This window comes from Microbacterium sp. A94 (assembly GCF_051842855.1).
Taxonomy (GTDB): domain Bacteria; phylum Actinomycetota; class Actinomycetes; order Actinomycetales; family Microbacteriaceae; genus Microbacterium.
Genome location: NZ_JBPXMU010000002.1, coordinates 383,708 through 404,445 on the forward strand (window position 1 = coordinate 383,708; position 20,738 = coordinate 404,445).

At 64.7% G+C, this 20,738-nt stretch carries 20 protein-coding genes; 7 read left to right on the forward strand and 13 right to left on the reverse strand.

Annotated elements, in window-relative coordinates; all coding sequences use genetic code 11:
• Nucleotides 1-128 precede the first annotated feature (128 nt).
• Both ACSU1L_RS07710 and ACSU1L_RS07715 read left to right on the forward strand, forming a co-directional pair.
• Nucleotides 129-686 carry an HdeD family acid-resistance protein gene (locus tag ACSU1L_RS07710; RefSeq protein ID WP_438253793.1) on the forward strand — a complete coding sequence of 186 codons (558 nt, stop codon included), beginning with the start codon at nucleotides 129-131 and terminating at the stop codon, nucleotides 684-686.
• 3 nt (nucleotides 687-689) lie between these two features.
• A complete protein-coding gene (locus ACSU1L_RS07715; RefSeq protein WP_439255308.1) occupies nucleotides 690-1,475 on the forward strand; it encodes a tyrosine-protein phosphatase in 786 nt (261 codons plus the stop codon).
• Here ACSU1L_RS07715 and ACSU1L_RS07720 read toward each other — a convergent pair.
• The 5 genes from ACSU1L_RS07720 to ACSU1L_RS07740 all read right to left on the reverse strand — a co-directional run bounded on the left by ACSU1L_RS07720 (nucleotide 1,446) and on the right by ACSU1L_RS07740 (nucleotide 8,225).
• Complete coding sequence (locus tag ACSU1L_RS07720) at nucleotides 1,446-3,470, reverse strand: FUSC family protein (protein ID WP_439255309.1); 2,025 nt, start codon at nucleotides 3,468-3,470, stop codon at nucleotides 1,446-1,448. The genes ACSU1L_RS07715 and ACSU1L_RS07720 overlap by 30 nt on opposite strands.
• 24 nt (nucleotides 3,471-3,494) lie before the next feature.
• Entirely contained in the window at nucleotides 3,495-5,207 is a 1,713-nt protein-coding gene (locus tag ACSU1L_RS07725) for a cation:proton antiporter (RefSeq protein WP_439255310.1), read from the reverse strand.
• A 95-nt stretch (nucleotides 5,208-5,302) separates the two neighbouring features.
• The gene (locus ACSU1L_RS07730; RefSeq protein ID WP_439255311.1) at nucleotides 5,303-5,974 is read right to left on the reverse strand and encodes a GAP family protein; all 672 of its coding nucleotides are present in this window, start codon (nucleotides 5,972-5,974) and stop codon (nucleotides 5,303-5,305) included.
• The gene (locus tag ACSU1L_RS07735) at nucleotides 5,974-7,086 is read right to left on the reverse strand and encodes a hypothetical protein (RefSeq protein WP_439255312.1); all 1,113 of its coding nucleotides are present in this window, start codon (nucleotides 7,084-7,086) and stop codon (nucleotides 5,974-5,976) included. Before ACSU1L_RS07735 ends, ACSU1L_RS07730 begins: the two co-directional genes overlap by 1 nt.
• Nucleotides 7,083-8,225: a DUF998 domain-containing protein gene (locus ACSU1L_RS07740; protein ID WP_438253787.1), complete on the reverse strand. Its 1,143-nt coding sequence runs from the start codon at nucleotides 8,223-8,225 to the stop codon at nucleotides 7,083-7,085. The genes ACSU1L_RS07735 and ACSU1L_RS07740 overlap by 4 nt, the downstream gene beginning before the upstream one ends.
• Nucleotides 8,226-8,496: 271 nt before the next feature.
• Between ACSU1L_RS07740 and ACSU1L_RS07745 the strand changes: the two genes are divergently transcribed.
• Both ACSU1L_RS07745 and ACSU1L_RS07750 read left to right on the forward strand, forming a co-directional pair.
• Nucleotides 8,497-8,745 carry a LapA family protein gene (locus ACSU1L_RS07745; protein WP_438253786.1) on the forward strand — a complete coding sequence of 83 codons (249 nt, stop codon included), beginning with the start codon at nucleotides 8,497-8,499 and terminating at the stop codon, nucleotides 8,743-8,745.
• A gap of 172 nt (nucleotides 8,746-8,917) precedes the next feature.
• Nucleotides 8,918-10,474, forward strand: coding sequence for a response regulator transcription factor (locus tag ACSU1L_RS07750; RefSeq protein WP_439255315.1), 1,557 nt, complete (start codon nucleotides 8,918-8,920; stop codon nucleotides 10,472-10,474).
• Nucleotides 10,475-10,507: 33 nt separating this feature from the next.
• Here the strand turns inward: ACSU1L_RS07750 and ACSU1L_RS07755 are convergent, their stop codons facing one another.
• The 4 genes from ACSU1L_RS07755 to ACSU1L_RS07770 form a co-directional block, all read right to left on the reverse strand.
• Nucleotides 10,508-11,827: a dihydrolipoamide acetyltransferase family protein gene (locus ACSU1L_RS07755; protein WP_438253784.1), complete on the reverse strand. Its 1,320-nt coding sequence runs from the start codon at nucleotides 11,825-11,827 to the stop codon at nucleotides 10,508-10,510.
• 112 nt (nucleotides 11,828-11,939) lie between these two features.
• Nucleotides 11,940-12,920, reverse strand: coding sequence for an alpha-ketoacid dehydrogenase subunit beta (locus tag ACSU1L_RS07760; RefSeq protein WP_438253783.1), 981 nt, complete (start codon nucleotides 12,918-12,920; stop codon nucleotides 11,940-11,942).
• Nucleotides 12,917-14,050 (reverse strand): thiamine pyrophosphate-dependent enzyme, encoded by a 1,134-nt coding sequence (locus tag ACSU1L_RS07765; RefSeq protein WP_438253782.1) that lies wholly within the window; start codon nucleotides 14,048-14,050, stop codon nucleotides 12,917-12,919. Before ACSU1L_RS07765 ends, ACSU1L_RS07760 begins: the two co-directional genes overlap by 4 nt.
• Nucleotides 14,051-14,080: 30 nt before the next feature.
• Nucleotides 14,081-15,160 (reverse strand): histidinol-phosphate transaminase, encoded by a 1,080-nt coding sequence (locus ACSU1L_RS07770; protein ID WP_439255316.1) that lies wholly within the window; start codon nucleotides 15,158-15,160, stop codon nucleotides 14,081-14,083.
• A 73-nt stretch (nucleotides 15,161-15,233) separates the two neighbouring features.
• On the opposite strand from ACSU1L_RS07770, the gene ACSU1L_RS07775 reads away from it, so the two are divergent.
• On the forward strand, nucleotides 15,234-15,632 hold the full coding sequence (locus tag ACSU1L_RS07775; RefSeq protein WP_439255317.1) for a phage holin family protein: 399 nt from the start codon (nucleotides 15,234-15,236) through the stop codon (nucleotides 15,630-15,632).
• 11 nt (nucleotides 15,633-15,643) lie between these two features.
• Here the strand turns inward: ACSU1L_RS07775 and ACSU1L_RS07780 are convergent, their stop codons facing one another.
• Nucleotides 15,644-16,915 (reverse strand): hypothetical protein, encoded by a 1,272-nt coding sequence (locus tag ACSU1L_RS07780; protein ID WP_439255318.1) that lies wholly within the window; start codon nucleotides 16,913-16,915, stop codon nucleotides 15,644-15,646.
• Nucleotides 16,912-17,175, reverse strand: coding sequence for a hypothetical protein (locus ACSU1L_RS07785; RefSeq protein ID WP_438253778.1), 264 nt, complete (start codon nucleotides 17,173-17,175; stop codon nucleotides 16,912-16,914). The genes ACSU1L_RS07780 and ACSU1L_RS07785 overlap by 4 nt, the downstream gene beginning before the upstream one ends.
• Nucleotides 17,176-17,304: 129 nt before the next feature.
• Here ACSU1L_RS07785 and ACSU1L_RS07790 point away from each other — a divergent pair, with 129 nt between their 5' ends.
• On the forward strand, nucleotides 17,305-17,841 hold the full coding sequence (locus ACSU1L_RS07790) for a low molecular weight protein-tyrosine-phosphatase (protein WP_439255319.1): 537 nt from the start codon (nucleotides 17,305-17,307) through the stop codon (nucleotides 17,839-17,841).
• A 25-nt stretch (nucleotides 17,842-17,866) separates the two neighbouring features.
• Nucleotides 17,867-19,249: an adenylosuccinate lyase gene (gene purB / locus ACSU1L_RS07795; RefSeq protein WP_438254272.1), complete on the forward strand. Its 1,383-nt coding sequence runs from the start codon at nucleotides 17,867-17,869 to the stop codon at nucleotides 19,247-19,249.
• Between the two features lie 234 nt (nucleotides 19,250-19,483).
• On the opposite strand, the gene ACSU1L_RS07800 is transcribed toward purB, so the two are convergent.
• A complete protein-coding gene (locus ACSU1L_RS07800; protein ID WP_438253776.1) occupies nucleotides 19,484-19,843 on the reverse strand; it encodes a hypothetical protein in 360 nt (119 codons plus the stop codon).
• The gene (locus ACSU1L_RS07805) at nucleotides 19,840-20,505 is read right to left on the reverse strand and encodes an acyl-CoA synthetase (protein WP_439255321.1); all 666 of its coding nucleotides are present in this window, start codon (nucleotides 20,503-20,505) and stop codon (nucleotides 19,840-19,842) included. The genes ACSU1L_RS07800 and ACSU1L_RS07805 overlap by 4 nt, the downstream gene beginning before the upstream one ends.
• Nucleotides 20,506-20,738: the final 233 nt, after the last annotated feature.

The window sequence follows — 20,738 nt, forward strand, 5'->3', positions numbered from 1 at the left end:
CACAGGGATGAACTTTCCTAGCGGTCATGGCAACTTACGGGATTGCTCGCAATGCTGACTATGCGAGCAGATGATCGCCCAACGATTCCTCGAATCGTCGTTGAAAATGCAACGAGAGAGCAACTGGAATGACTAAAGAAGCTGTTACCCCCAAGCCCGCATTCACTGGCATCCGCACGGCACTGGGTGTGGGCGGCGTCCTCGCCCTCATCGTTGGCGTTCTGATCCTGGTATGGCCCGGCAGGACGGCGATCGTCGTCGCCGCGATCATCGCGATCTACGCACTTGTTGCCGGCCTGGTGTACGCATGCCTCGGCGTGTTCAGCAAGGGCCTGGGCGCGTGGTCGAGGGTCGGCCATATCGTCCTGGGCGCGGTGTTCGTCATAGCGGGCATCGTGGCCTTCGCAAATCTTTCGCAGACGACCGTTGCACTGGCCGTCTTGCTCGGGGTGATGGTCGGCGTCATGTGGATCGTGGAGGGCGTCGTCGCGCTGTCCGCACTCGGCGGCTCCGCTTCCAAGGCGTGGTCGATCGTGTTCGCAATCATCAGCATCCTCGCCGGAATCATGCTGATGTTCTCGCCGATGTGGGGCGCAGCCGTGCTGTGGTGGATCCTCGGCATCTCGCTCTGCGTCCTGGGAATCATGAACATCGTGCGTGCATTCACATTCGGCAAGCAGGGCTGAGCCATGACCGCATCCCCGATCGAGGGCCTGTACAACTTCCGTGACACCGCCGGCCTGCCCCTCCGAGGCGGTGGCGTAACGCCACCTGGTGTGCTGTTGCGCTCGGATGCTCTCGCGTCGCTGACGCCGAAGGGGCTGGAGGCTCTTGCTGCGACCACCGTCGGCGTGATCGTCGATCTTCGTACGCAGGCAGAGCGCACTGTCGCCCCCGACCGCATCCCCGACTCGCGCCCGATCACTGTCGTGGAGCTGCCGATTCTCCAGGGTGCGATGGCAGATATGGCGATGCAGCTGGGCAACGGCTCTTCCTCAGCGAAGACGCCGCCAGCGCATTTTGACGTTCCCACCCTGGGGGATCTCTATACGCAGATGCTTGCCGGCAGCGCGGACGCATTCGTGCAGATCGCTCGCCTGATTGTCGCAGAGAAGGGGTCATCTGCGAGCGCTGTGCTGGTGCATTGCACAGCAGGCAAAGACCGCACCGGTCTTGCGACTGCCCTCATGCTCGATGCCGGAGGCGTCGAGCGCGCGGCAGTGATCGATGATTATGCCGCCTCCCAGAACAACCTCGCGGGGGCCTGGGCCGATGGAATGATCCACGCAGTTTCGAGCTACGGCGTTGAAATCACTCCCGCTCTTCGCTTGCTGATCACCGGTACCCCGCCGCAAGCAATCGAACAGGCTCTCGCCTGGGTGGATGATCACCATGGCGATGCTGCTGGATATCTCCGCTCGGCCGGCTTCACCGCCGACGAGCTTTCACTGCTCCGTGCCCGCTTCGCGGCGTAGGTGAACCCGTTTGTGTGATCTCGCGTTGCGCGTTGACCACGCAGAAGCCGCCGCTCGCGCTGATGAGATCTCGTCATCCATCAGCGCGAGCGGCCCCGAGTCGGAAGGCTCTACCGTTTGCGGCGCGCGACCGGTCTCGATCGCATCCGCCAATTCCAGCAGCGCGGCCTGAGCACGTTCCGCGGCTTGCCGATCGACGGTGGTGGAGGAAGCGATCTGCGTCGTCGCTGCCGCGGTGATCGCATCCGTGACCCGCTCCAAAGCGGCGATCTCCAGCATCCACGCGGACGCCGCATCGGCAATTCTGGGTTCGGCCAGGGATCGAGCCACCAACGTGCGCATGTCCGAGATCTGGCGGTAGAGCGCGCGGCGAGCTGCGGCCGTACGCTGCGCATCACTGTCAGTCACCTGATCCTCCAGCGCGATCCCCGCGTACTGCGCGATGGATCGAGCCAGCCCGGCGACGTTCTTCGCCAGGTTGCGGGGCGCCCGCCACGTCGCCGGCCACGGCAGATACCCGATCAGCAAGACAATCGCACACCCCAGAACCGTGTCCATCAGTCGTGAACTGACAAGCCCCGCACTTGCTCCGGCATGAAGCTCCACCAGCAGCACTGCCAGCGACGTCATGATCGCAGAGAACAGTCCGAAGTTTCGCGGCATCGCGATCGGAATCAGCGCTGCCAGTGGCAGAATCACGAGGATCTGCCAGCCTCCCTGCGGAACCAGAGAAATCGTCAGCGCGGCGACGGCAACACCGATCATCGTGCCGAACCCACGCTGGACTGCCCGTGCGAAGATCGACCCGAAGTCTGGTTTCATCGCCTGCGCGACCGCGAGCATGACCAGATAGGGGCGATCCAGATGCAGCCCGATGGACACTCCCTGCGCAATCGCCATGCACAAAACGAGCCGACCAGCGAAGCGCCACGTCTCCGCTCCGGCAGACAGCGGCCTTTCCACCCGGTGCACCAGATCAGCGAACGTCTGCCTCGCAGGAAGATCAGGAGCGACGAACTGCTCTGCACGTCCCGATCCGGCGGCAGAAAATTGAGCGACGGCTCGGTCCACGCGTTCGAGGGCCGTGCGGAGGGCGACGACCTCGGCACCCGCCGAGCGCGCCCCCGGAAGCTCCGGAAGCGGGTGGCGTGCATCAGCGATCCACGCGGCGACCCCGCGCAGATAGGTAATCGTCTCCTTCGGCGCGACCACCTGTTTCGCTGCCACGGCGATCGCCGCATCGACCACGGGAGCCGAGGCATTGAGGATGGCGACCAGTTCCTGCCAGCGGATGTCTCGTTCGGCGGTGTTCGTTCGTGATGCAACCAGCGTGTCGTATGCATCGTCGAGAGCGTTCGTCAGCTTCTGCCCCGCACCGCTGGCTGCTGCCTCCGACTGTGCCGCCAGCTGGGCGGCCAGCGCCGTGTACACCTGCGCAACGGCTCGTCGCTCAGGAGAAAGCCTCACTCCGATAAGCGCGGCCGACACTGCCGTCAGACACAGCCGCCACAGCCCGCCTGCAAGGAAGATCAAGGGCGCCTGCCACGCGGGGTCGAGGCCGAAATCTGCGTTGGCGGCGGTGACCGCATACACCAGAAAGTACAGTCCGGCTTTGGAGGCTACCGGGCCGATTGCTCCAGACAGCGCGGAGATGAGCGTGGCAAGGATCACTGCCACGAGGGTAAAGATGGAATGACCGTAAACCAGGACACCGAGGGCGAAGCCGATGGATGCCGCGGCCGTCACCAGCGTGATTCGTCGTACTCGCTCGGCGCCGGCGGCGCCGGTATCCATCACCGATCCCACCAGCGCGCCCATGGACGCCAAAGCGCCGGCCCCGATGACTGTCGCATCCCGCGGATCGATCAGCAGGCTGAGACCGACGGGCACGGTGACACCGACAGCCGCCAGCCCGACGCGCTCCCACTGGATCCGCGCCGGAGTGACGCGCACCAGCGCACGGACCCACGGGCTGTGCCGTGCCTCAGCAGTCAATGCCGACCTGGCGCGTTTCCACTGCTATTCCTCGCTTCCGAGCTGAAGCGTGACGCTGATCTCGTACGCGTCGAGCTCGTCAAGGGCATATCGCAGCGCGCTCGTCGTGTGCCGCCCCGACCGCCCCAGCTCGTGAAGACGCGCGCGCATCACTGCGACGAGCGCGAGTTCGAAGGCCAGCTCATCCGCCCTGTCGGGCTGCGCTGCGGGGTCGCGCGCGGTTACGAACCAGGAACCGGGAAGAGCGAAAACCCCATCGGGGAACTCCGTCTTATCCGCACGTACGAGCGTGTGATTCTCCCGAGCTGTGCTGGCTGCCTTCCTCAGCTCCCGATTGATCTCGCGAATCTCGGCGCGGGGCGGACCGCCGCCAGTGGGCCGGAGCAGACCGAGCAGGCGAACGAGATACGGCAGAGTAAGGCCCTGCAGCAGAAGGCTGCCTGCCGCAACCACGAAGGCGATGAAGATGATCAGGTCACGCTTCGGCGTGTTCTCGGGCAGTGTCTGTGCGGCAGCAAGGGTCACCGCACCGCGCATTCCCGCCCACACGATGATCGTGTTGTGCTTCCAGGTCAGCGGGGACGATTCGAAATAGCTGACATCTGCGCGCAACTTTCCGAGGCGCTTCGAATTGCGTGCCGCACGCGATCCGATGACTTTCTGCCAGCGGGAGGAGCGACTTTCGTCGTCGTCCTGCGGGATGGTTGTGCTCGCATCTATGCGGCCCTGCACTGCACGTCTCACCCGTGCGGTATGCAGGCTCAGCACCGGGATGACGTAGAGCGCTCGCACCAGCATCAGAATGACAAAGGCCAGCGCGGCGATGCCGAGGCCGGCGAGCAGACCCTCGTCGGCCGCACGATTGTCCTCAACGATTCCGTACAGCTCCAACCCCATGATGAGGAAGATCGCACCCTCGAGCAAGAACTCGATTGTGCGCCAGTTGAGCTTGTCCGATGTGCGCTGCTCCGGGGTCAACCACCTCAACGCCCCCTGTCCGCAGACAACTCCGGCGATCACGGCGGCGACCAAACCGGACCCCCCGAGAGCTTCGGTCGGCAGATAAGCGAGGTAGGGGACAGTGAGCCCGATCGCGGTATTGGCGGTCGCGCTGGTGGTCCACGCGCGCAGTCTCAGCGCCAGCAACCCCACGAATGCCCCGACCACGAGCGCCGCGAAAACTGCCCAGATGAATGATCCGACTGCCGCCAACAGCGAGAAGCTCGATGCCACCGCGACGATCGCGGTGCGCAGCAGGACGAGAGCGGTCGCGTCATTGAGAAGGCTCTCGCCTTCGAGCACCGTGACGACTCTCCTCGGCACACCGAGTTTGCGAACGACTGACGTCGCAACAGCATCCGTTGGACTCAGGATTGCTCCCAGCGCAACGGCGAGCGGAAAGCCGATCTCCGGAATGATCAAGAAGAAGAAGAGCCCCAAGACGAGTGAGCTGATGATCACAAGCAGCACCGAGAGACCGCTGATGGTGCTCAGATCGCGACGAAACTCGATCGCCGGGGCCGAGACCGCCGCCGAGTAAAGCAGCGGAGGAAGCACGCCGACAAGGATCAGCTCCGGCGCCACAGAGATGGCAGAAACCCACGGCAGCTGGCCGACGGCGAGACCGATCGCCACCAAGATCAACGGTCCAGCGACACCGATCCGACTCGAGAGCACATGCGCCAGCACGATCACCAGCACGCCGGCAAGAATGACGACCAAAAGTTCTACCGACACCGTGCACTCTCCCCGCCATCGTCCTGAGGCCGCAGATTCGTCATACCTGAACCACTATTCACGCGCGCATCGCGCTCTCCCGCGGACTCCATCGGTCAGCCCGCAAGGTCGGCTATTCCTGAGCCGATCAACTTGAAACCGAGAATCACGAAGAGCACCGTCATCACCACGGAATGGTTCGCCAACAGCCACGACCGCGCACCGGTCAGGCGACGCTCTACCGAACCCGGCGCGATAACACTGATCAGCCACGGAACCGCAACCGCGCTGATCCCGATGAGACCGAAAAGGAGAATCACCGGGATGACTTCCTGAGCGGGAAGATGTGCCTGCGAGATTCTTCCGCTCGCCGCGATCAGCAGGGGCACGTCCTTCGGTGAGAGCGGACCGGAGAGCAGTACGCCAAGCAGGAAAGCCTTCCCGATGGTCAGCTGATCGAGGCCCATGAGCCATTTCGGCGGCTCGACTTCTGAACGTTTGCTCCACTGATGCACGGCCAGGGCGAGCAGGCCCACGCCGAGCAGGATCTCGAGAACATCCACGGTGATGTTAGCGCCGGAGTCTGCCTCATCTGAGCCAGATGCACGTCCGATGAGGACGAGCGCGCCGACCAACAGCACGGCAAGCGTGTAACAGCCCAGCACGAAAGCCGTGCCGTTTGTGCGACCTTTACCCGAGGTTGCCATGAGGATGACCGCAACGATTGCGAGGGGGCTGATCGCGACGCCGATGCCGAGCGTCAGGATGTCTCCGAGCAGAGAAAGCATCAGTGCCGCGCCTCCAGTCTCTGTCGTATCGATGTGGTCGCGGCTACGACAGCGCTCCGGGAACTCAGCGCGCTCGAGGAGCGCCCGAAGAACCATCCACCGATAGCGGTGATGATGCCGATGACCACGATCAGCCACACGCCGCGCACGATGCCATCAGTGAGGTGCCCGTAGATCGCTTCGACTCCGGGCGACACGAAACCGAGTTCCGCTGCGACGAGGGGGACGCCGGCGGAACCGATCAGGAGTACCACCCCGAGCGCCCCACTTCCGATCGTCGCACCGACCCCTGCGCCGAGGACTGCCGTGCTCCGGCGGCGAGCAAGCCCGATCCCCAGGCCGAAGAGCCCGATCGCCACGAGCGGCAGCCACTGCCCTATCGCCTCAATCAGCGCATGGGTGGAACGAATGGTACGAAGCGTCTCGCCGTCGCCCAGCACGATCATGCGATCAGTCTCGGGGATGATCGCAGCGACGCCGACACCGCGATCGACGAGCATCTCTTTGAGTTCCGCGATGAGAGGTCCCGTGGCGATTCCCACACGGTCGTGTGACAGGACGATAATGCCGCCGCCGTCAGACGTGGATGCCAGAGTGAATGCTCGATGCGCGCCCCGCAGACTGGTCGCCCACACGTCAGAGAAGACGTCGGATGCCACCGCGGTCGCCAGAGTCGATTCCACGATCCCAGCCATACCTTCCGCCGCTGGCTGGCGAAGGATATCGAGGGCAGTTGCTGCGCTGGACGGCACGCCCAGATCGGCGATCGCATCGAAGACCTCGTCTGTCAGCGCGTGGAAGTCCACCTGTGCGCGCACTGCTGACATCGTCTCCTCCATGATGAGGTCCTGTACAGCGTCATCATCGATGAGCGGTGCGAGCGTCTCGACGAACGCATCCTCGCTGACCAACTGCATCCGAGCCCATCCGCCGATAATCGATGCCGGAACAAGGACCGACGCCACCACGATGCACACAGCCGAGACCACGGCGCGCCAGCGGCCGCCCGCGAGGGGACTCGACGAGCCTCTCTCACCCTTGAGTCTGGTGTTCTCGGCTTCCAGCTCTCGCACTCGGCGGGTGAGGGTCGCGCCGTCGTCGGGGTCGGTCATCGTCGCTCCTCGGGGTCCCGGGCGTGTCCGCTGACGTCAGGTACGTGCTGTCCGCTCGGCTCGACGTTGCGCAGGAAGAGGATGATCCAGCTGAAGATGAGCACGGACGATACAAGTTCGACGGCGGTGAGGTTGTAGACGCCCGTCACGAACAGCACCACCAGCCCGATGATGATGGCGACGTAGACGAAGCCCAGCAGGAGGAAGATCCGGGGCATGCTGGGAACGAGCCACGGAAGCGCGATCGTCAGTACCGCGAAGGCGACTGTCATCCCTGTTGCCACCGTGTTGTGCATGACGAGGAACCGGTTGACCGGGAACAGTCCGACGCAAGACAGCATTACGCCCAGGAGCACGAAGAGCGCCCAAACGATGCGGCGACGACGAAGCTCAGATGAGGTGGAAGACGGCAGGCCGGCTGTTGCGAAGCGAGCGATCGTGGTGATGATGACACCCGACACGATCAGCGTCAGGTTGAAAGTGAGCGACGAGATATCGTGTGTGATCCCGAGTGCGGAGAGGTTCAGCTGCCACCACCGCGGGTCGCTGGAACTCAACATCGCCGTGATCATTCCCACCGCGAGGAATACCGCGAGCACCAGTGACAGGTGCCGAGGGGACATGGCCGTCCCGCTGAGGTAGGCGCAGAAGGCGCTCAGCGCCGTCAACGCGGCGACGATTGCCGCGGCAGGATTAGCGTAGAGCGTAGCTCCCAGAAAACTCTGCTGCATAACCGTGGCGAGGCCGAGGGAGCCCAAGAGCGCGATCACGCCATGAGCGAGCGACAAAGCCACCAGATCGAACCATTGAAAACGCAGCCGCGTGGCCCGGTCAGATCGCGACCGCAATCGGTAGCGCACCGCCAACCGCGACCCGGCGAAAGAGAGCACTGCCGCAATCGCAGCGCTGATCGCAGCGAATTCGCCCACTGATTGACGACCAGAAATCGGGAGTTCTCGTCCCCAGAAAACCGAAACAGCGATCAGCCCGCTCACGACGAAAGCACCAACCGCCAGAATGAGGGCGAAGGATTCGCTGTCCGAAAGCCTCCAATGCTGACGCCAGAAGGCAGGCAGGTGTTTCGCCGGAGTCGTCTGCGACCGGCTCACACTTTCGTCATTTTCCACAGTGCTCGCCATCAGGACTCCCCACGCTGGGAAAAGGGAACATCGGCCACAGGTGTGAGCATACAGCTCACCGGGACCCCGGACGGAACCACCCACATCTCTGTCCTCATCGGGGCATTGCTGCCGTCCCCATGCCGAAATTTCATCACCCCTCAATTCATCAGAGCATCACCCGCGCTTCACCCTCTCGCGGGTGCGCGGCAAATGTGGGTAATGTCCGTTCTGAGAGGCCCCTTCGCGGGAATCGCTCATTTTCCACCGACAGAGTGAAGAAAGAGTACGCATGACGAACCAGCAGCCAGAGTCGGGCGCAACCGGCAAAGATCGCGCAGTGAACAGCACTAAGGCGATCATCGCCATTCTTCTGGGAATTGCCGCGCTTTCGTTTGTTTTCTCGAATGTCGGCCCCGCTACATTGCGCTTTCTCTTTCTTCAGTTCACCATGCCCGCCTGGGGATGGTTCCTCGCGGTTCTGCTCGCCGGCGTCGTCATCGGTTCGCTCTTCCCCTGGTTCCGACCACGACGGAAGTAGCACGTTTCCGCCCGGCGCCGGGCGGCCGTCTCCTTTTACCCCGTGAGACACGCCAGACAGTATTTATGGGATGGTGGACGCGAACCGGATCTTTTTCGTCGGCAGTCTCCCCCGAGCGCTGCCGACGGGCCGGTGATGACACCGCACTCTTGACGAGAAGAGGGCCACTCAGGTGAACCCCAACGACGCTATCGCCGCGAAGGTCGAGGTTGAGCGCGCGCTCAGCACCGGCAACCACGAACTCATCGCCCGCAGCATCCTGTTCCACTGCTGGCCGTTGTTCAACACCGATTGGGATCTCATGCGCGCCGCGGTGAGCGCCCTGCCTCGAGATGTCATTGAAGAACACCCCGTTCTTCTGATCACTGACCCGATGTCATACACGTCGTCGCGCATTGCCACGTGGTCGTTGCCGGCGATTCATCCCGATACAGCGCGTGCGCTGAGCCCCGACCAGCTCGATCTCCTGATCCTCGGGCATATGATCGCGCATCGCATGAAGGGCAATGAGTCCCAAGCACTGGATTACGCCCGACAGTTCGCCCATCGAATCATCGAGACCCGTGCTTGTTCGCGCGACCGAACCGATGGCCCGCTCTGGTTCTACCACCTGCAGATCGGATCTACTTTTCTGAGCGCGGGAGACACTGCCCGTGCGCTCCTGGAGCTCTCGAGTGCGACGCAACTGGCACGGCTGTCGATCCAGGATGACGCCGTCCGGTTGACGCTCAGCCGCACCGCGCTCGCGCACGCCGTCCGCGGTTCCCTGGACAATGCCGACAGCGCGCTGGCCGATGCCTTCATGCAGGCGCCTCCGTCGCCGGCACATGTGAGATCCAGCACCGCCACCCTGGTCGCTGCAAGCGCGCTCATCAGCGCCGACCGGATGACAGCCGACCTCGACGAGAAGATATCTGCGCTCGAGCCCTACGACAGCATCGAAGTGACCTGGCCGTTTGCGCTCCTCGCACGAACGCGCGCTCTACTGGCACACGACCACCCGCACGAAGCTCTCGAGGCTTTGCAGCTCGCAAGCCAAACGCATGCGGCACGCCCCGGGTCCTTCGCTTCCGATGTCATGACGTCTGCTGCCGTCGAGGCGCTGACCGCAGCCGAGGAGTTCGGATCCGCGCGTAAGATCTTGGCTCAAGATGGTGCCCATCAGGGGCTGTTCACCCAGCTCACTGCGGTGAGATTGGCGCTGCATACGGATGACTTCGGCTCCGCCGCAAACGGGATTCGCATTCTGAGCAACGACCCGACGCTGGGCTTAGGGCAACGCGTGGAGTGCGCTCTGCTGGCAGCTTGGCTGCAGTGTGCTCGCGCCGGAGACCTCGATGAGTACACCGCGGCGAAAGTGGCCCGGTGGGGAGCCAACCCTGACCATCGCCGGCTCTTCGCATCGGTTCCCAGCGTGTTGATCGAACGCGTCACCGCGCGCGTGCCTGCGCAGTCATCCGAAAGCATGACGGCAAACATCTCTGACCTGCAGCATGTCCTGCTCCGATCGCGCCCGCAGCTGACCGGCCGTGAGAAACGTGTTCTCGAAGCGATCACGACACATGGAACAACGGCGGCGATCGCTCGAGCTCTCCATGTCTCACCGAACACGATCAAGTCGCAATTGCGCTCGCTCTACCGCAAGCTCGGCTGTTCCACCCGCCAGGAAGCGATCCGAATAGCCGCAGATCTCCTGCCGAGCATCGCGAATCCCGCGGTCCCCAGCTGAGCGCTCTGAATGCCCGGCCGGGGCGCCTGCCCGTCAGTCCACGAGCAGGGCGGGCTCTTCCAGGATGCTGGCGACATCGGCGATGAAACGGCTCATGCTGTCCCCATCGATGACGCGGTGATCGAAGGAGCCTGCGACAGTCGTGACGAACCGCGGCCGCACCTCACCGTCGACGACCCATGGCTTCTGGCTGATGGTGCCCATCGCCACGATCCCGGCCTCGCCCGGGTTGATGATCGGGGTTCCGGCATCCATCCCGAACACGCCGATGTTGGTGATCGTGATCGTGCCGCCCTGCTGATCAGCCGGCGGGGTCTTGCCGTCGCGCGCGGTCAGCGTGAGTCGGTTGAGCGCGCGGGCGAGATCCTTCATGCTGAGATCCTGCGCGTCCTTGATGTTCGGCACCAGCAGCCCACGCGGCGTCGCCGCGGCGATGCCGAGATTGACGTAGTGGCGCACCGAGATCTCGGCGCCGTCCTCGGTCTCGACCCATGCGGCGTTGACCATCGGGTTGCGACGGACCGCCCAGATCACGGCGCGAGCGACGATCAGCAGCGGTGAGACCTTGATGTCGGCGTAGTCCGGCGAGGCCTTGAGCCGCTTGACGAGCTCCATGGTGCGGGTCGCATCGACCTCTTTCCACACCGTGACGTGCGGCGCGGTGTACGCGCTCTGCACCATCGCCGAAGCACTGACCTTGCGGACGCCTTTGACCGGAATCGACTCGGTCCGGCCCGCAGGGGCGATGCCGCGAGCCAGACCCACCGAGGCGTTCTGGGGTGCCGGAACGGTCTCTTCGCGCACGGTGCTCCACTCCGGAGTCTCGATATTGCGGAAGACACTGGCCTGCGAGGCGTGCTTCATGACGTCATCCCGGGTGACTTCGCCGTCGGCTCCGGTCGCCGTCACCGACGATAGATCGACGTCGAGGTCACGGGCGAGCTTGCGGATCGGCGGCTTGGCGATCACGCCGACGGACGAGCGCACCGGGCGCACGGCGGGGCGGGTGCGGCGTGAGGTCGCGCCCGCACCGGTGCCATATCCGACCAGAACCGAGCCGCCGGCCTCTTCAGCCGCAGGAGCGGCGGGGGCAGCGCCGGCAGGTGTCGCAGCATCCGAAACGAAGGTGATGATGGGAGATCCGACCTCGACGGTCTTGCCCTCCTCGACGAGCAGCTCCCCCACGGTGCCGGCATGCGGCGAAGGCAACTCGACCAGCGACTTCGCCGTCTCGATCTCGACAATCACGTCGTTGATCGCCACCGTGTCTCCGGGGGCCACCTTCCAGCTGACGATCTCGGCTTCGGTCAGGCCCTCGCCGACGTCTGGAAGGTTGAAGTTCTGGGTGCTCATGCTTGGTCCTCTCGTCCGCCGCGTTCACAACTCCTGAAAAATACGCGGGAATCGGGAAAAACGGCGTCACCGGTCGGCCGCAGGGCCGATTCTTCAGGAGTTGTGAACGACATCAGTAGGCCATCGACCTGTCGACGGCCTCGAGGATGCGGTCGGCATCGGGCAGGAAGGTGCCCTCGAGTTTCGCTGGCGGGAACGGCGCGTCGTACCCGGACACCCGCAGCACGGGTGCCTCCAGAGCGTAGAACGCGCGCTCCATCACGGTCGCTGCGATCTCACTGCCGACACTGGTGAAGCCCGGGGCTTCCTGGGCGTAGATCATGCGTCCGGTCTTGCGAGCAGAGTCGAGGATCGGGCCGTAGTCGACGGGCGACAGCGAGCGCACATCGACGACCTCGCAGCTGGTTCCCTCGCCTTCGGCGAGCGCAGCCGCCTGCAACAGCGTCGTGACCATCGCACCGTGGCCGACCAGGGTCACGTCGCTGCCCGAGCGCACCACGCGCGAGGCGTGCAGCCCCGCCGCTGACTGTGCAACATCGACCTCGCCCTTGTGCCAGTAGCGGCTCTTCGGTTCGAGGAAGACGACCGGGTCATTCGAGTGGATGGCTTCCTGGATCATCCAGTACGCATCGTTCGGCGTCGAGGGCGAGACCACCCGCAGCCCCGGAGTGTGCGAGAAGTAGGCTTCGGGGCTCTCCTGGTGGTGCTCGACCGCGCCGATGTGCCCACCGTAGGGAATGCGGATCACGATCGGCATCGACAGGGCGCCCTCGTGCCGATTGGTCATCTTCGCGAGCTGCGACGTGATCTGGTCGAATGCGGGGAATACGAACCCGTCGAACTGGATCTCGCACACCGGACGGAAGCCGCCCATCGCCAGTCCGATCGCCGTGCCGACGATGGCTGACTCCGCAAGCGGGGTGTCCAGCACGCGCCTGTCGCCGAAGTCGCGCTGCAGGTGCTCGGTGATACGGAAGACCCCGCCGAGCTTTCCGATGTCCTCGCCCATGAGCAGGACCTTCGGGTCGTCTTCCATCGCCTTGCGAAGGCCTGCGTTGAGTGCCTTGCTGAACGGCATCGTCTCAAGCGTCATGCCTGACCTCCTTCGGTGCCGAACGACGCTTCGTAGTTTTCACGCCACGCTTGCTGCTCAGCCATCAGCGGGTGCGGCTCACTGTAGACGTGGTCGAAGATCAGATTCGCCGGGGGCGTGCCGAGCTCCAGGGTGCGAACGCGCAGATCGTCGGCGGCAGCGGATGCCTCGGCATCCACCTCTTCGAAGAGCGAAGCGGCCGCGCCCTTGCCCTCGAGGAAGGCACGCATGCGCGTGATCGGATCACGCTTAGCCCAGGCCTGCTCCTCGGAGCTTTCGCGGTACTTCGTCGGGTCATCGCTGGTCGTGTGCGCGCCGAGACGGTATGTCTCGGCTTCGATCGCGCGGGGGCCCTTGCCTGCGCGCGCTTCGTCCAGCGCGACCCGAGAGACCGCGAAGCTGGCGAGAACATCGTTGCCATCGACGTGGATGCTTTCGATGCCGTAGCCGGAGCTGCGCTGCGTGAACGGCACCCGTGTCTGCGTCGCGACGGGCACGGAGATCGCCCACTGGTTGTTCTGCAGGAAGAAGACGGTCGGCGCCTGGTAGCTGGCGGCGAACACCATCGCCTCGTGCACGTCACCCTGGCTGGAGGCGCCGTCGCCGTAGTAGACGATGACGGCTTCGTCACGGTCGACGTCTCCGGTGCCGGTCTTTCCGTCGAAGGTGAGACCCATGGCGTAGCCGGTGGCGTGCAGTGTCTGCGAGCCGAGCACGAGCGTGTACAGCCGGGTGTTGCCGTTCACTGGATCCATCGGGTTCCAGCCGCCGTGCGAGACGCCGCGCATCAGTTTGATGATGCCGAGGGTGTCGACGCCGCGGATGCGGGTGACCGCGTGCTCACGGTAGGAGGGGAACAGGGTGTCCTGGGTGCGCGCGGCGCGAGCGGAGCCGACCTGGGCAGCTTCCTGACCGCGGCTCGGCGGCCACAGCGCCAGCTGTCCCTGCCGCTGCAGGTTGGTCGCCTGGTCATCGATCGCGCGGATGACGACCATGTCTCGATAGAACTGCTCGAGGTCCGAGTCGCTGATCGCCTCGATCAACGGCAGGTACTTCTCGGCGGCAGGGCTGGGCGAAAAACGGCCGTCCGCCTCCAGGACGCGGACGATATCGGTCTCTGAGGAGGTCACCGTTCTACGCTAGCCGAGCAGATGCACGGATCACTGTCGGCGCTCCACAACGGATTGCGCAGCCTGTAGGACCTTCTCCACGGATTCATGCTCTCCGACGGATATACGGATGCCGTCGCCCGAGAACGGCCGCACCACGATGTCGGCGTCGAGGAAGGCCGCGGCGACCTCGTCCGTGCGCTCGCCCGTGGGCAGCCAGACGAAGTTCGCCTGGCTGTCGGGCACGTCCCAGCCCTGTGCACGCAGCGCCGCGATCACCGTTGTGCGGCGCTCGACGAGCACGGCGACGCGCTGGAGGAGTTCTGCTTCCGCGTCGAGGCTGGCCAGCGCCGCGGTTTCGGCGGCCGCAGTCACCGAGAGCGGAATGCCGGTCGCGCGCGCCGCATTGAGCACCGCGGTGTGGCCGATCGCGTAGCCGACGCGCAGGCCCGCCAGGCCGTATGCCTTGGAGAAGGTGCGCAGCACGACGACGTTCGGATGCTGCTCGTAGACGCGCTCGGCGAGGCCATCGACAGCGTCTTCCGCGGTGACGAACTCGGCATATGCCTCATCGAGAATGATCAGCACATCGGCGGGGACCCGGGCGACGAAGGCCTCGAACTCCGCGCTCGTGACGATCGGACCGGTGGGGTTGTTCGGGGTGCACACGAGAATCGCGCGGGTGCCTTCGGTGACCGCATCCGCCATGGCGTCCAGATCGTGGCGGGAGTCCTCGGTCAGCGGGACCGGGATGCCGGTCGCACCGGCGACCAGCGGTAGACCGGGGTAGGCCTCGAAGGAGCGCCAGGCATAGATAACCTCATCACCCACGGATGCCACGGCCTGCACGAGTTGGTAGAGGATCGCGACGCTGCCGCTGGCGACGTGCACCTGATCGCTGCCGACGCCGTAGCGGCTGGCCAGACGTTCGCGCAGGCGGGTCGCTGCGGCATCCGGATAGCGGTTGATCGGAGTGGCGCTCTGCAGTGCCGCCACGACCGATGGCAGCGGGTCGAAGGGGTTCTCATTGCTGGACAGTTTGAACGCATCGGGACCCGCCTGACGGCCCTGCTTATACGGCGCCAATGCCGCGATTTCAGGACGGATGCGGGGAAGAATCGGCTCAGTCACGCTCTGAGTCTACGAGCGTTGGCTCGCAAATCTCCGCGCGCACAGTCGATCACCATGCGAGACTGATTCCACCATGCGCTTCATCATTCGAGTCGTCATCAACGCCTTCGCCCTCTGGGTGGTGACTCTGATCCCCGCCCTGCAGGTGTCGATCAGAGCGTTCGCCCCTGGTGAGACACTGCAGCTCGTGCTCACGCTGCTGGCAGTGGCGGCGATCTTCGCCCTGGTGAACACGATCATCGGCACGGTCATCAAGATCGTCGCGTTCCCGCTCTATCTGCTCACGTTCGGACTGATCTCCTTCATCGTCAACGGGTTCCTGCTGTGGCTCACCGCGGCCATCACCTCGGTCTTCGGCTGGGGCCTCACGGTCGGGGACTTCTGGTGGGGCGTACTGGCTGCGATCATCATCTCGGTCATCAACGCCGTCTTCGGAGCGATCCTGCGTCCGCAGAAGAAGAAGCGCCGCTGAGCTGACGCCGGCTATCGGCTGGTCACGTACTCCGTTGATTCAATCGACACGGCCTGGTTGAGTTCGCGCCAGTTCTCCCTGATCGCGTCGAGTCGCACGTCTCCCGAGGCATCCACCATCTCTGCCGTCTCGATGTACGTGTCGAGGTAGTGCGTCTTCATCAGCAGGTCATGCGGGTGATAGGCCGGGTCGCCGATGCGGCTCGCGACGAAGCTGTCCGGGGAACCTGTCCCTCCCGGCCCGCCCCCGCCAGCCAGCGCACTGACGAGGTCATCGGTATGGCGCAGCTCGATCAGCAGCTGGTTCTCCTCAAGCGCCGGATGCACCGGACTGCCCGCTGTCACCTGAACCCGCACATCGAATTCGCTCTGCGTGGCCAGATAGGCGGCGTTGATCGCACCCTGCGAGTGGGCGTACACGTCGACACGGTCGCCGGGCTTCGCACCGGCCGCGGCGAGCACGTCGAGACTCGCCTGGTGCGACGCGGACTCGTTACCGAAGTACAGCTCGACGTTCGATTTCATGTCGAGCGGATTGCCGCCCATCAGGGCTGATGTGCCCTCTGCGTACAGCACGAACCGCTCTTCGCCGTCGACCATCGTGTACTTCTCGACCTTGAACTGTGCCTCCTTGGTCTCAGGAAAGCGGCGGAATGCTTCCGCCAGACTCGTCGGTGGCGCGATCGGAGAGCTGGTGTTGACCGGTGTCACCGTTACCGGCGCGGCATCGCCCGAAAGCGTCGCGCCCGGCCGAAGCGCACCCATCCGGCTCGAACCGATACGCGAGGCGAGCAGGAAAAGCAGAGAGGCGTCGAGAAACGGAAGACCGGTCTGCTGTTCGAGCAGCCCCTCATACCGCCCCTCGTCCCATCCCTTGAGAAGCCAGGCTTCCATATCGGGGACTCGCGGATCGGACCTTTCGAGTTCGGCAATGCGCGCCATGATCGCCTCGGCTTCTGCACCCTCTCGAATCTCGAGGGCCGCCAGCTCCGCCTTCAACTCGACCAGTTCGTAGACGTCAGCCATCAGCAGCGTGTTCTCGGCCGCCATCTGACACTGCTGACTCATGGCCTCGGCACGGTCAGCAGTGGCCCAGAGGGCATCCATGTTTACTCGCGGCCGGACACCCGGCATGTTCAGCACATGTCCGTAGGCGGTGCGCGCCGCGGAGCTCGCCTCGATGAGAGTGGGGACAATGGCGAGCAGTCCGCGCGACACCGACCGCAGCGCCTCCGGATCAACCGCGATGGCGCCGCCGTGCGTGATGGTGACCGAGCCGCTCATGGTGTCGGCCTCGACTGGATCTCCCAGAGGCGGGTGCCCAAGTCCCCCGCTTCCGCGGCCGTGCCCGCCTTCAGCTGCACGATCAGCTCATGCAGGCGGCGCACACCGTCGGCCTGCCACTCGCTCTCGTACAGGAGCGGGATCAGCGCCGCTCCTGCGTCTTCGAGCGCACTGATCGCCTTCTGTACTGCTCTGATTGCCGAGATCCACTCCAAGAGTGTCCCCGTGGCGGGTGCTACCGCCATGTCGTAGGTGAACATGTGCCAACCCTGCCCGGTTCACCCCGCGGTGCGGAGGGCAGAACCCAGCAACTGTGCACAGCCCGCTGCAACGCCGGATTGTGTGAAATAGGACGTCATCGCTGTGCAGGGGGTGCCACGACCGGCAGAATGGATCCCGTGACATCGCCGGACCCCTTCCGCGTCATCTTCGTGTGTACGGGCAATATTTGCCGATCGCCCATGGCGGAGGTGGTGTTTCGCGACCTCGCTGAACACCAGGGGCTGGGCTCGCGAATCGTGTCGAGCAGTGCTGGCACCGGCGAGTGGCATGTCGGCGAGCGCGCCGATCATCGCACGATCGAGACGCTTCAGCGCCGCGGATACGACGGCTCGCAGCATCGCGCGAAGCAGTTCACCGCAGCATCCTTCGCCGACAACGATCTCGTCGTCGCACTCGATCGCACGCACGAGCGCATTCTTCGTGAGTGGGCGCGCGACGAGGACCAGGTCGGCAAAGTCATTCTGCTGCTCTCCTTCGACCGCGACGCCGACGGCATGGACGTGCCCGATCCGTACTACGCCGACACGGCGATGTTCGATGCGGTGCTGGCTATGATTGAGACCGCGACCCGCGGCTTGTTTCGTCAGCTCGAACCCGCCCTGCGTCCCAGCCGCACGACGCCCCGCACCACGCCCCAGAACTGAGTGGGGCCCGATCAGGAGGATTGCCCTGACTTCCCCGAATGCTCTCCCTGTCCAGCCGCTGAGCCCCCTCGACGGACGCTACCGTCCGGCTGTCGCCGCCCTCGGCGACTACCTCTCCGAGGCGGGATTGAACCGTGCGCGGGTCGAGGTGGAAGTCGAGTGGCTGATCGCCCTCACTGATCGTTCGCTGTTCGAGACGTCTCCGCTGTCGGATGCTGACAAGGACCGCCTGCGCGGCTTGTACCGCGACTTCGGCCAGGCTGAGATCGACTGGCTCGCCGAGAAGGAAGCCGTCACCCGCCATGACGTGAAGGCCATCGAGTACCTCGTGCGCGACCGGCTGTCGACGCTCGAGCTGGACTCGATCGCCGAGCTCACCCACTTCGCCTGTACCAGCGAGGACATCAACTCCGTCTCGTACGCACTGACCGTCAAGCGCGCGGTCGAGAACGTCTGGCTGCCGGCTTTGGATGGCGTGATCGCGAAGCTGCGCGAACTGGCGATTGAACACGCGGATGCCGCGATGCTCTCCCGCACGCACGGGCAGCCCGCAACGCCCTCGACCATGGGCAAGGAGCTCGCTGTCTTCGCGTGGCGTCTGGAGCGCGTGCGCGCTCAGATTGCGGCATCCGACTACCTGGCGAAGTTCTCCGGGGCGACCGGAACCTGGTCTGCACACCTCGCCGCCGATCCTTCCGTCGACTGGCCGCAGGTTGCGCGTTCCTACGTCGAGGGGCTCGGCCTCGGATTCAACATCCTCACCACCCAGATCGAGTCGCACGACTGGCAGGTCGAGCTCTATGACCGGATGCGTCATGCCGGCGGCATCCTGCACAACCTCGCCACCGACATCTGGACCTACATCTCGATCGGCTACTTCACGCAGATTCCGGTTGCCGGCGCGACCGGCTCGTCGACGATGCCGCACAAGATCAATCCGATCCGCTTCGAGAACGCCGAGGCGAACCTCGAGCTCTCGGCGGCCCTGCTCGGATCACTTTCGCAGACTCTGGTGACCTCGCGCATGCAGCGGGACCTCACCGATTCCACGACCCAGCGCAATATCGGCGTCGCTTTCGGGCACTCGCTGCTGGCGCTGGACAACCTGCGCCGCGGCCTGAACGAGATCTCCCTGGCGCGCGAGGTACTGCTGGCCGACCTCGACGTGAACTGGGAAGTTCTCGCCGAAGCGATCCAGACCGTCATCCGTGCCGAGGTCGTCGCCGGACGCTCGAGCATCCAGGACCCGTATGCACTGCTGAAGGAGCTCACCCGCGGTCACCGTGTGGGGGCGGCGGAGCTGGCATCCTTCGTCGAGGGTCTCGAGATCGGCGATGCAGCCAAGCAGCGTCTGCTCGCGCTGACTCCCGCGGGCTACACCGGCATCGCGGAGCGCCTCGCCAAGTAGTTCGCGCGCTGCCCGCGGGCGGGCTTGTGCTGCCCGCGGGTGGGCTTGTGCTGCCCGCGGGTGGGCCCGTGTTGCCCGCGGGTAGGCCCGTGTTACAGAAGATGCGGGTCGCGATCTGCCAAGGTCACCACTTGTGTGACACGGAACGGCCGCGCGTCATACAAAGGGCGGGTGCAACCGCGCCGAACCCGCCACTAGTGTGACGCGGTCGCGAGACGCGGGCAGGCCCCGGAGCTAGGACTTCGTGGAGTCAGTTCCGGTCGAGTCGGTGCTCGGCTGGTCGTCAGGCTCTTCGTCGTAGAGGACGGGCCGGTCGAGCGTCTTTCCTTCGTACTCACGCGGGTCCACGGCAAGAATCAGCATCGACATGACCAGCAGGGTGACGATGAACGCGCCACCGCCGACGACCAGGCCCAGAACGACCGGGGTCAGCCCGTCGTAGTTGCCACTGGCGATCAACGTGTTCACCCGATCAGTGAAGGCACCGGCCGACACCAGCGTGACCACGGCTGCGAAGACACCGCACACGAGGGCGATTCCGAGCAGGTGCAGCGGGCGCAGCAGCTCTCGGCGGTTGGGCTTGTTCTCGCTCACGCGGCTCCTCCACTCTCGATCCGCTCGCCTGCGGCGGCAGCGGAATCGGCATCCTTCGTCGTCTCGCCCCGGGGCGTCTCTTCCGCACGGAGTGGCGAGAATCCGGCGATCGCGAGGAAGACCGCGACGATCGCGGTGTACCCGCCGAGCATGCCCACAGCGAGAATGATCCCCGTCAACGTCAGCTCACCGGCGCCCTCGACGCTGTACTGCAGCGAATAACCCACCGGAATGACGAGCAGGATGATCGCGAGCAGAAGCCCGAGCGCGCCGACCGTGATGGCATCTTTCGCCGTCGCATCCGTGCGACGCGCGCGAAGGCCCGCGATAAGTTCGACCAGACCGGATGCCGCGGCCCACACAATCACGACGATGAAGAAGGCCGCATCCACCCGCAGGGCCGGCACGCTGCTGACGGCCGCGGCGGCCAGGTTGATCACGGCTAGCAGGATCAGCGACCCGCGTGCCCCGGCGGGCACGGCCAGCCAAGCACCGAGAACGAGAACGATTCCGCTCGCTGCGACGAAGCCGCCAAAGACGGAGAAGCCGACCACAGCGGAGTGGTCGGAGGAGAACGTGATCATGAGGGCAGATACGGCGGCGAAAAATGCGCGCAACAACTGAACGCGACGCACGGTGAATGTGCGAACTGGGGCAGACATGACGATTCCTCGGTTCTCCGGGATGATATGTCCAGTCTACGCGCGCGAAAGAGTACGCACTCCAACCGGGCTGCCGGACGCGAGCGGCAGCATGCGGGTTCGGCGCTGCCCCCAGAGCAGCGCCGAACCACGCACCATATGCAGGGGGGTTCTGCCGATGACCTCGCTCCTGACACCGGGCCCCGATGTCTGCGCTTGGTCTTAGGCTCAAAGATACCGATTGCTCGTTCACA

Bases quoted from the DNA above. Each gene is read 5' to 3' on its own strand.
- ACSU1L_RS07710 (WP_438253793.1), top strand. From the start codon at position 129: ATGACTAAAGAAGCTGTTACCCCCAAGCCCGCATTCACTGGCATCCGC.
- ACSU1L_RS07715 (WP_439255308.1), top strand. From the start codon at position 690: ATGACCGCATCCCCGATCGAGGGCCTGTACAACTTCCGTGACACCGCC.
- ACSU1L_RS07730 (WP_439255311.1), bottom strand. From the start codon at position 5,974: ATGCTTTCTCTGCTCGGAGACATCCTGACGCTCGGCATCGGCGTCGCG.
- ACSU1L_RS07735 (WP_439255312.1), bottom strand. From the start codon at position 7,086: ATGACCGACCCCGACGACGGCGCGACCCTCACCCGCCGAGTGCGAGAG.
- ACSU1L_RS07740 (WP_438253787.1), bottom strand. From the start codon at position 8,225: ATGGCGAGCACTGTGGAAAATGACGAAAGTGTGAGCCGGTCGCAGACG.
- ACSU1L_RS07745 (WP_438253786.1), top strand. From the start codon at position 8,497: ATGACGAACCAGCAGCCAGAGTCGGGCGCAACCGGCAAAGATCGCGCA.
- ACSU1L_RS07755 (WP_438253784.1), bottom strand. From the start codon at position 11,827: ATGAGCACCCAGAACTTCAACCTTCCAGACGTCGGCGAGGGCCTGACC.
- ACSU1L_RS07760 (WP_438253783.1), bottom strand. From the start codon at position 12,920: ATGACGCTTGAGACGATGCCGTTCAGCAAGGCACTCAACGCAGGCCTT.
- ACSU1L_RS07775 (WP_439255317.1), top strand. From the start codon at position 15,234: ATGCGCTTCATCATTCGAGTCGTCATCAACGCCTTCGCCCTCTGGGTG.
- ACSU1L_RS07780 (WP_439255318.1), bottom strand. From the start codon at position 16,915: ATGAGCGGCTCGGTCACCATCACGCACGGCGGCGCCATCGCGGTTGAT.
- ACSU1L_RS07785 (WP_438253778.1), bottom strand. From the start codon at position 17,175: ATGTTCACCTACGACATGGCGGTAGCACCCGCCACGGGGACACTCTTG.
- ACSU1L_RS07790 (WP_439255319.1), top strand. From the start codon at position 17,305: ATGGATCCCGTGACATCGCCGGACCCCTTCCGCGTCATCTTCGTGTGT.
- ACSU1L_RS07805 (WP_439255321.1), bottom strand. From the start codon at position 20,505: ATGTCTGCCCCAGTTCGCACATTCACCGTGCGTCGCGTTCAGTTGTTG.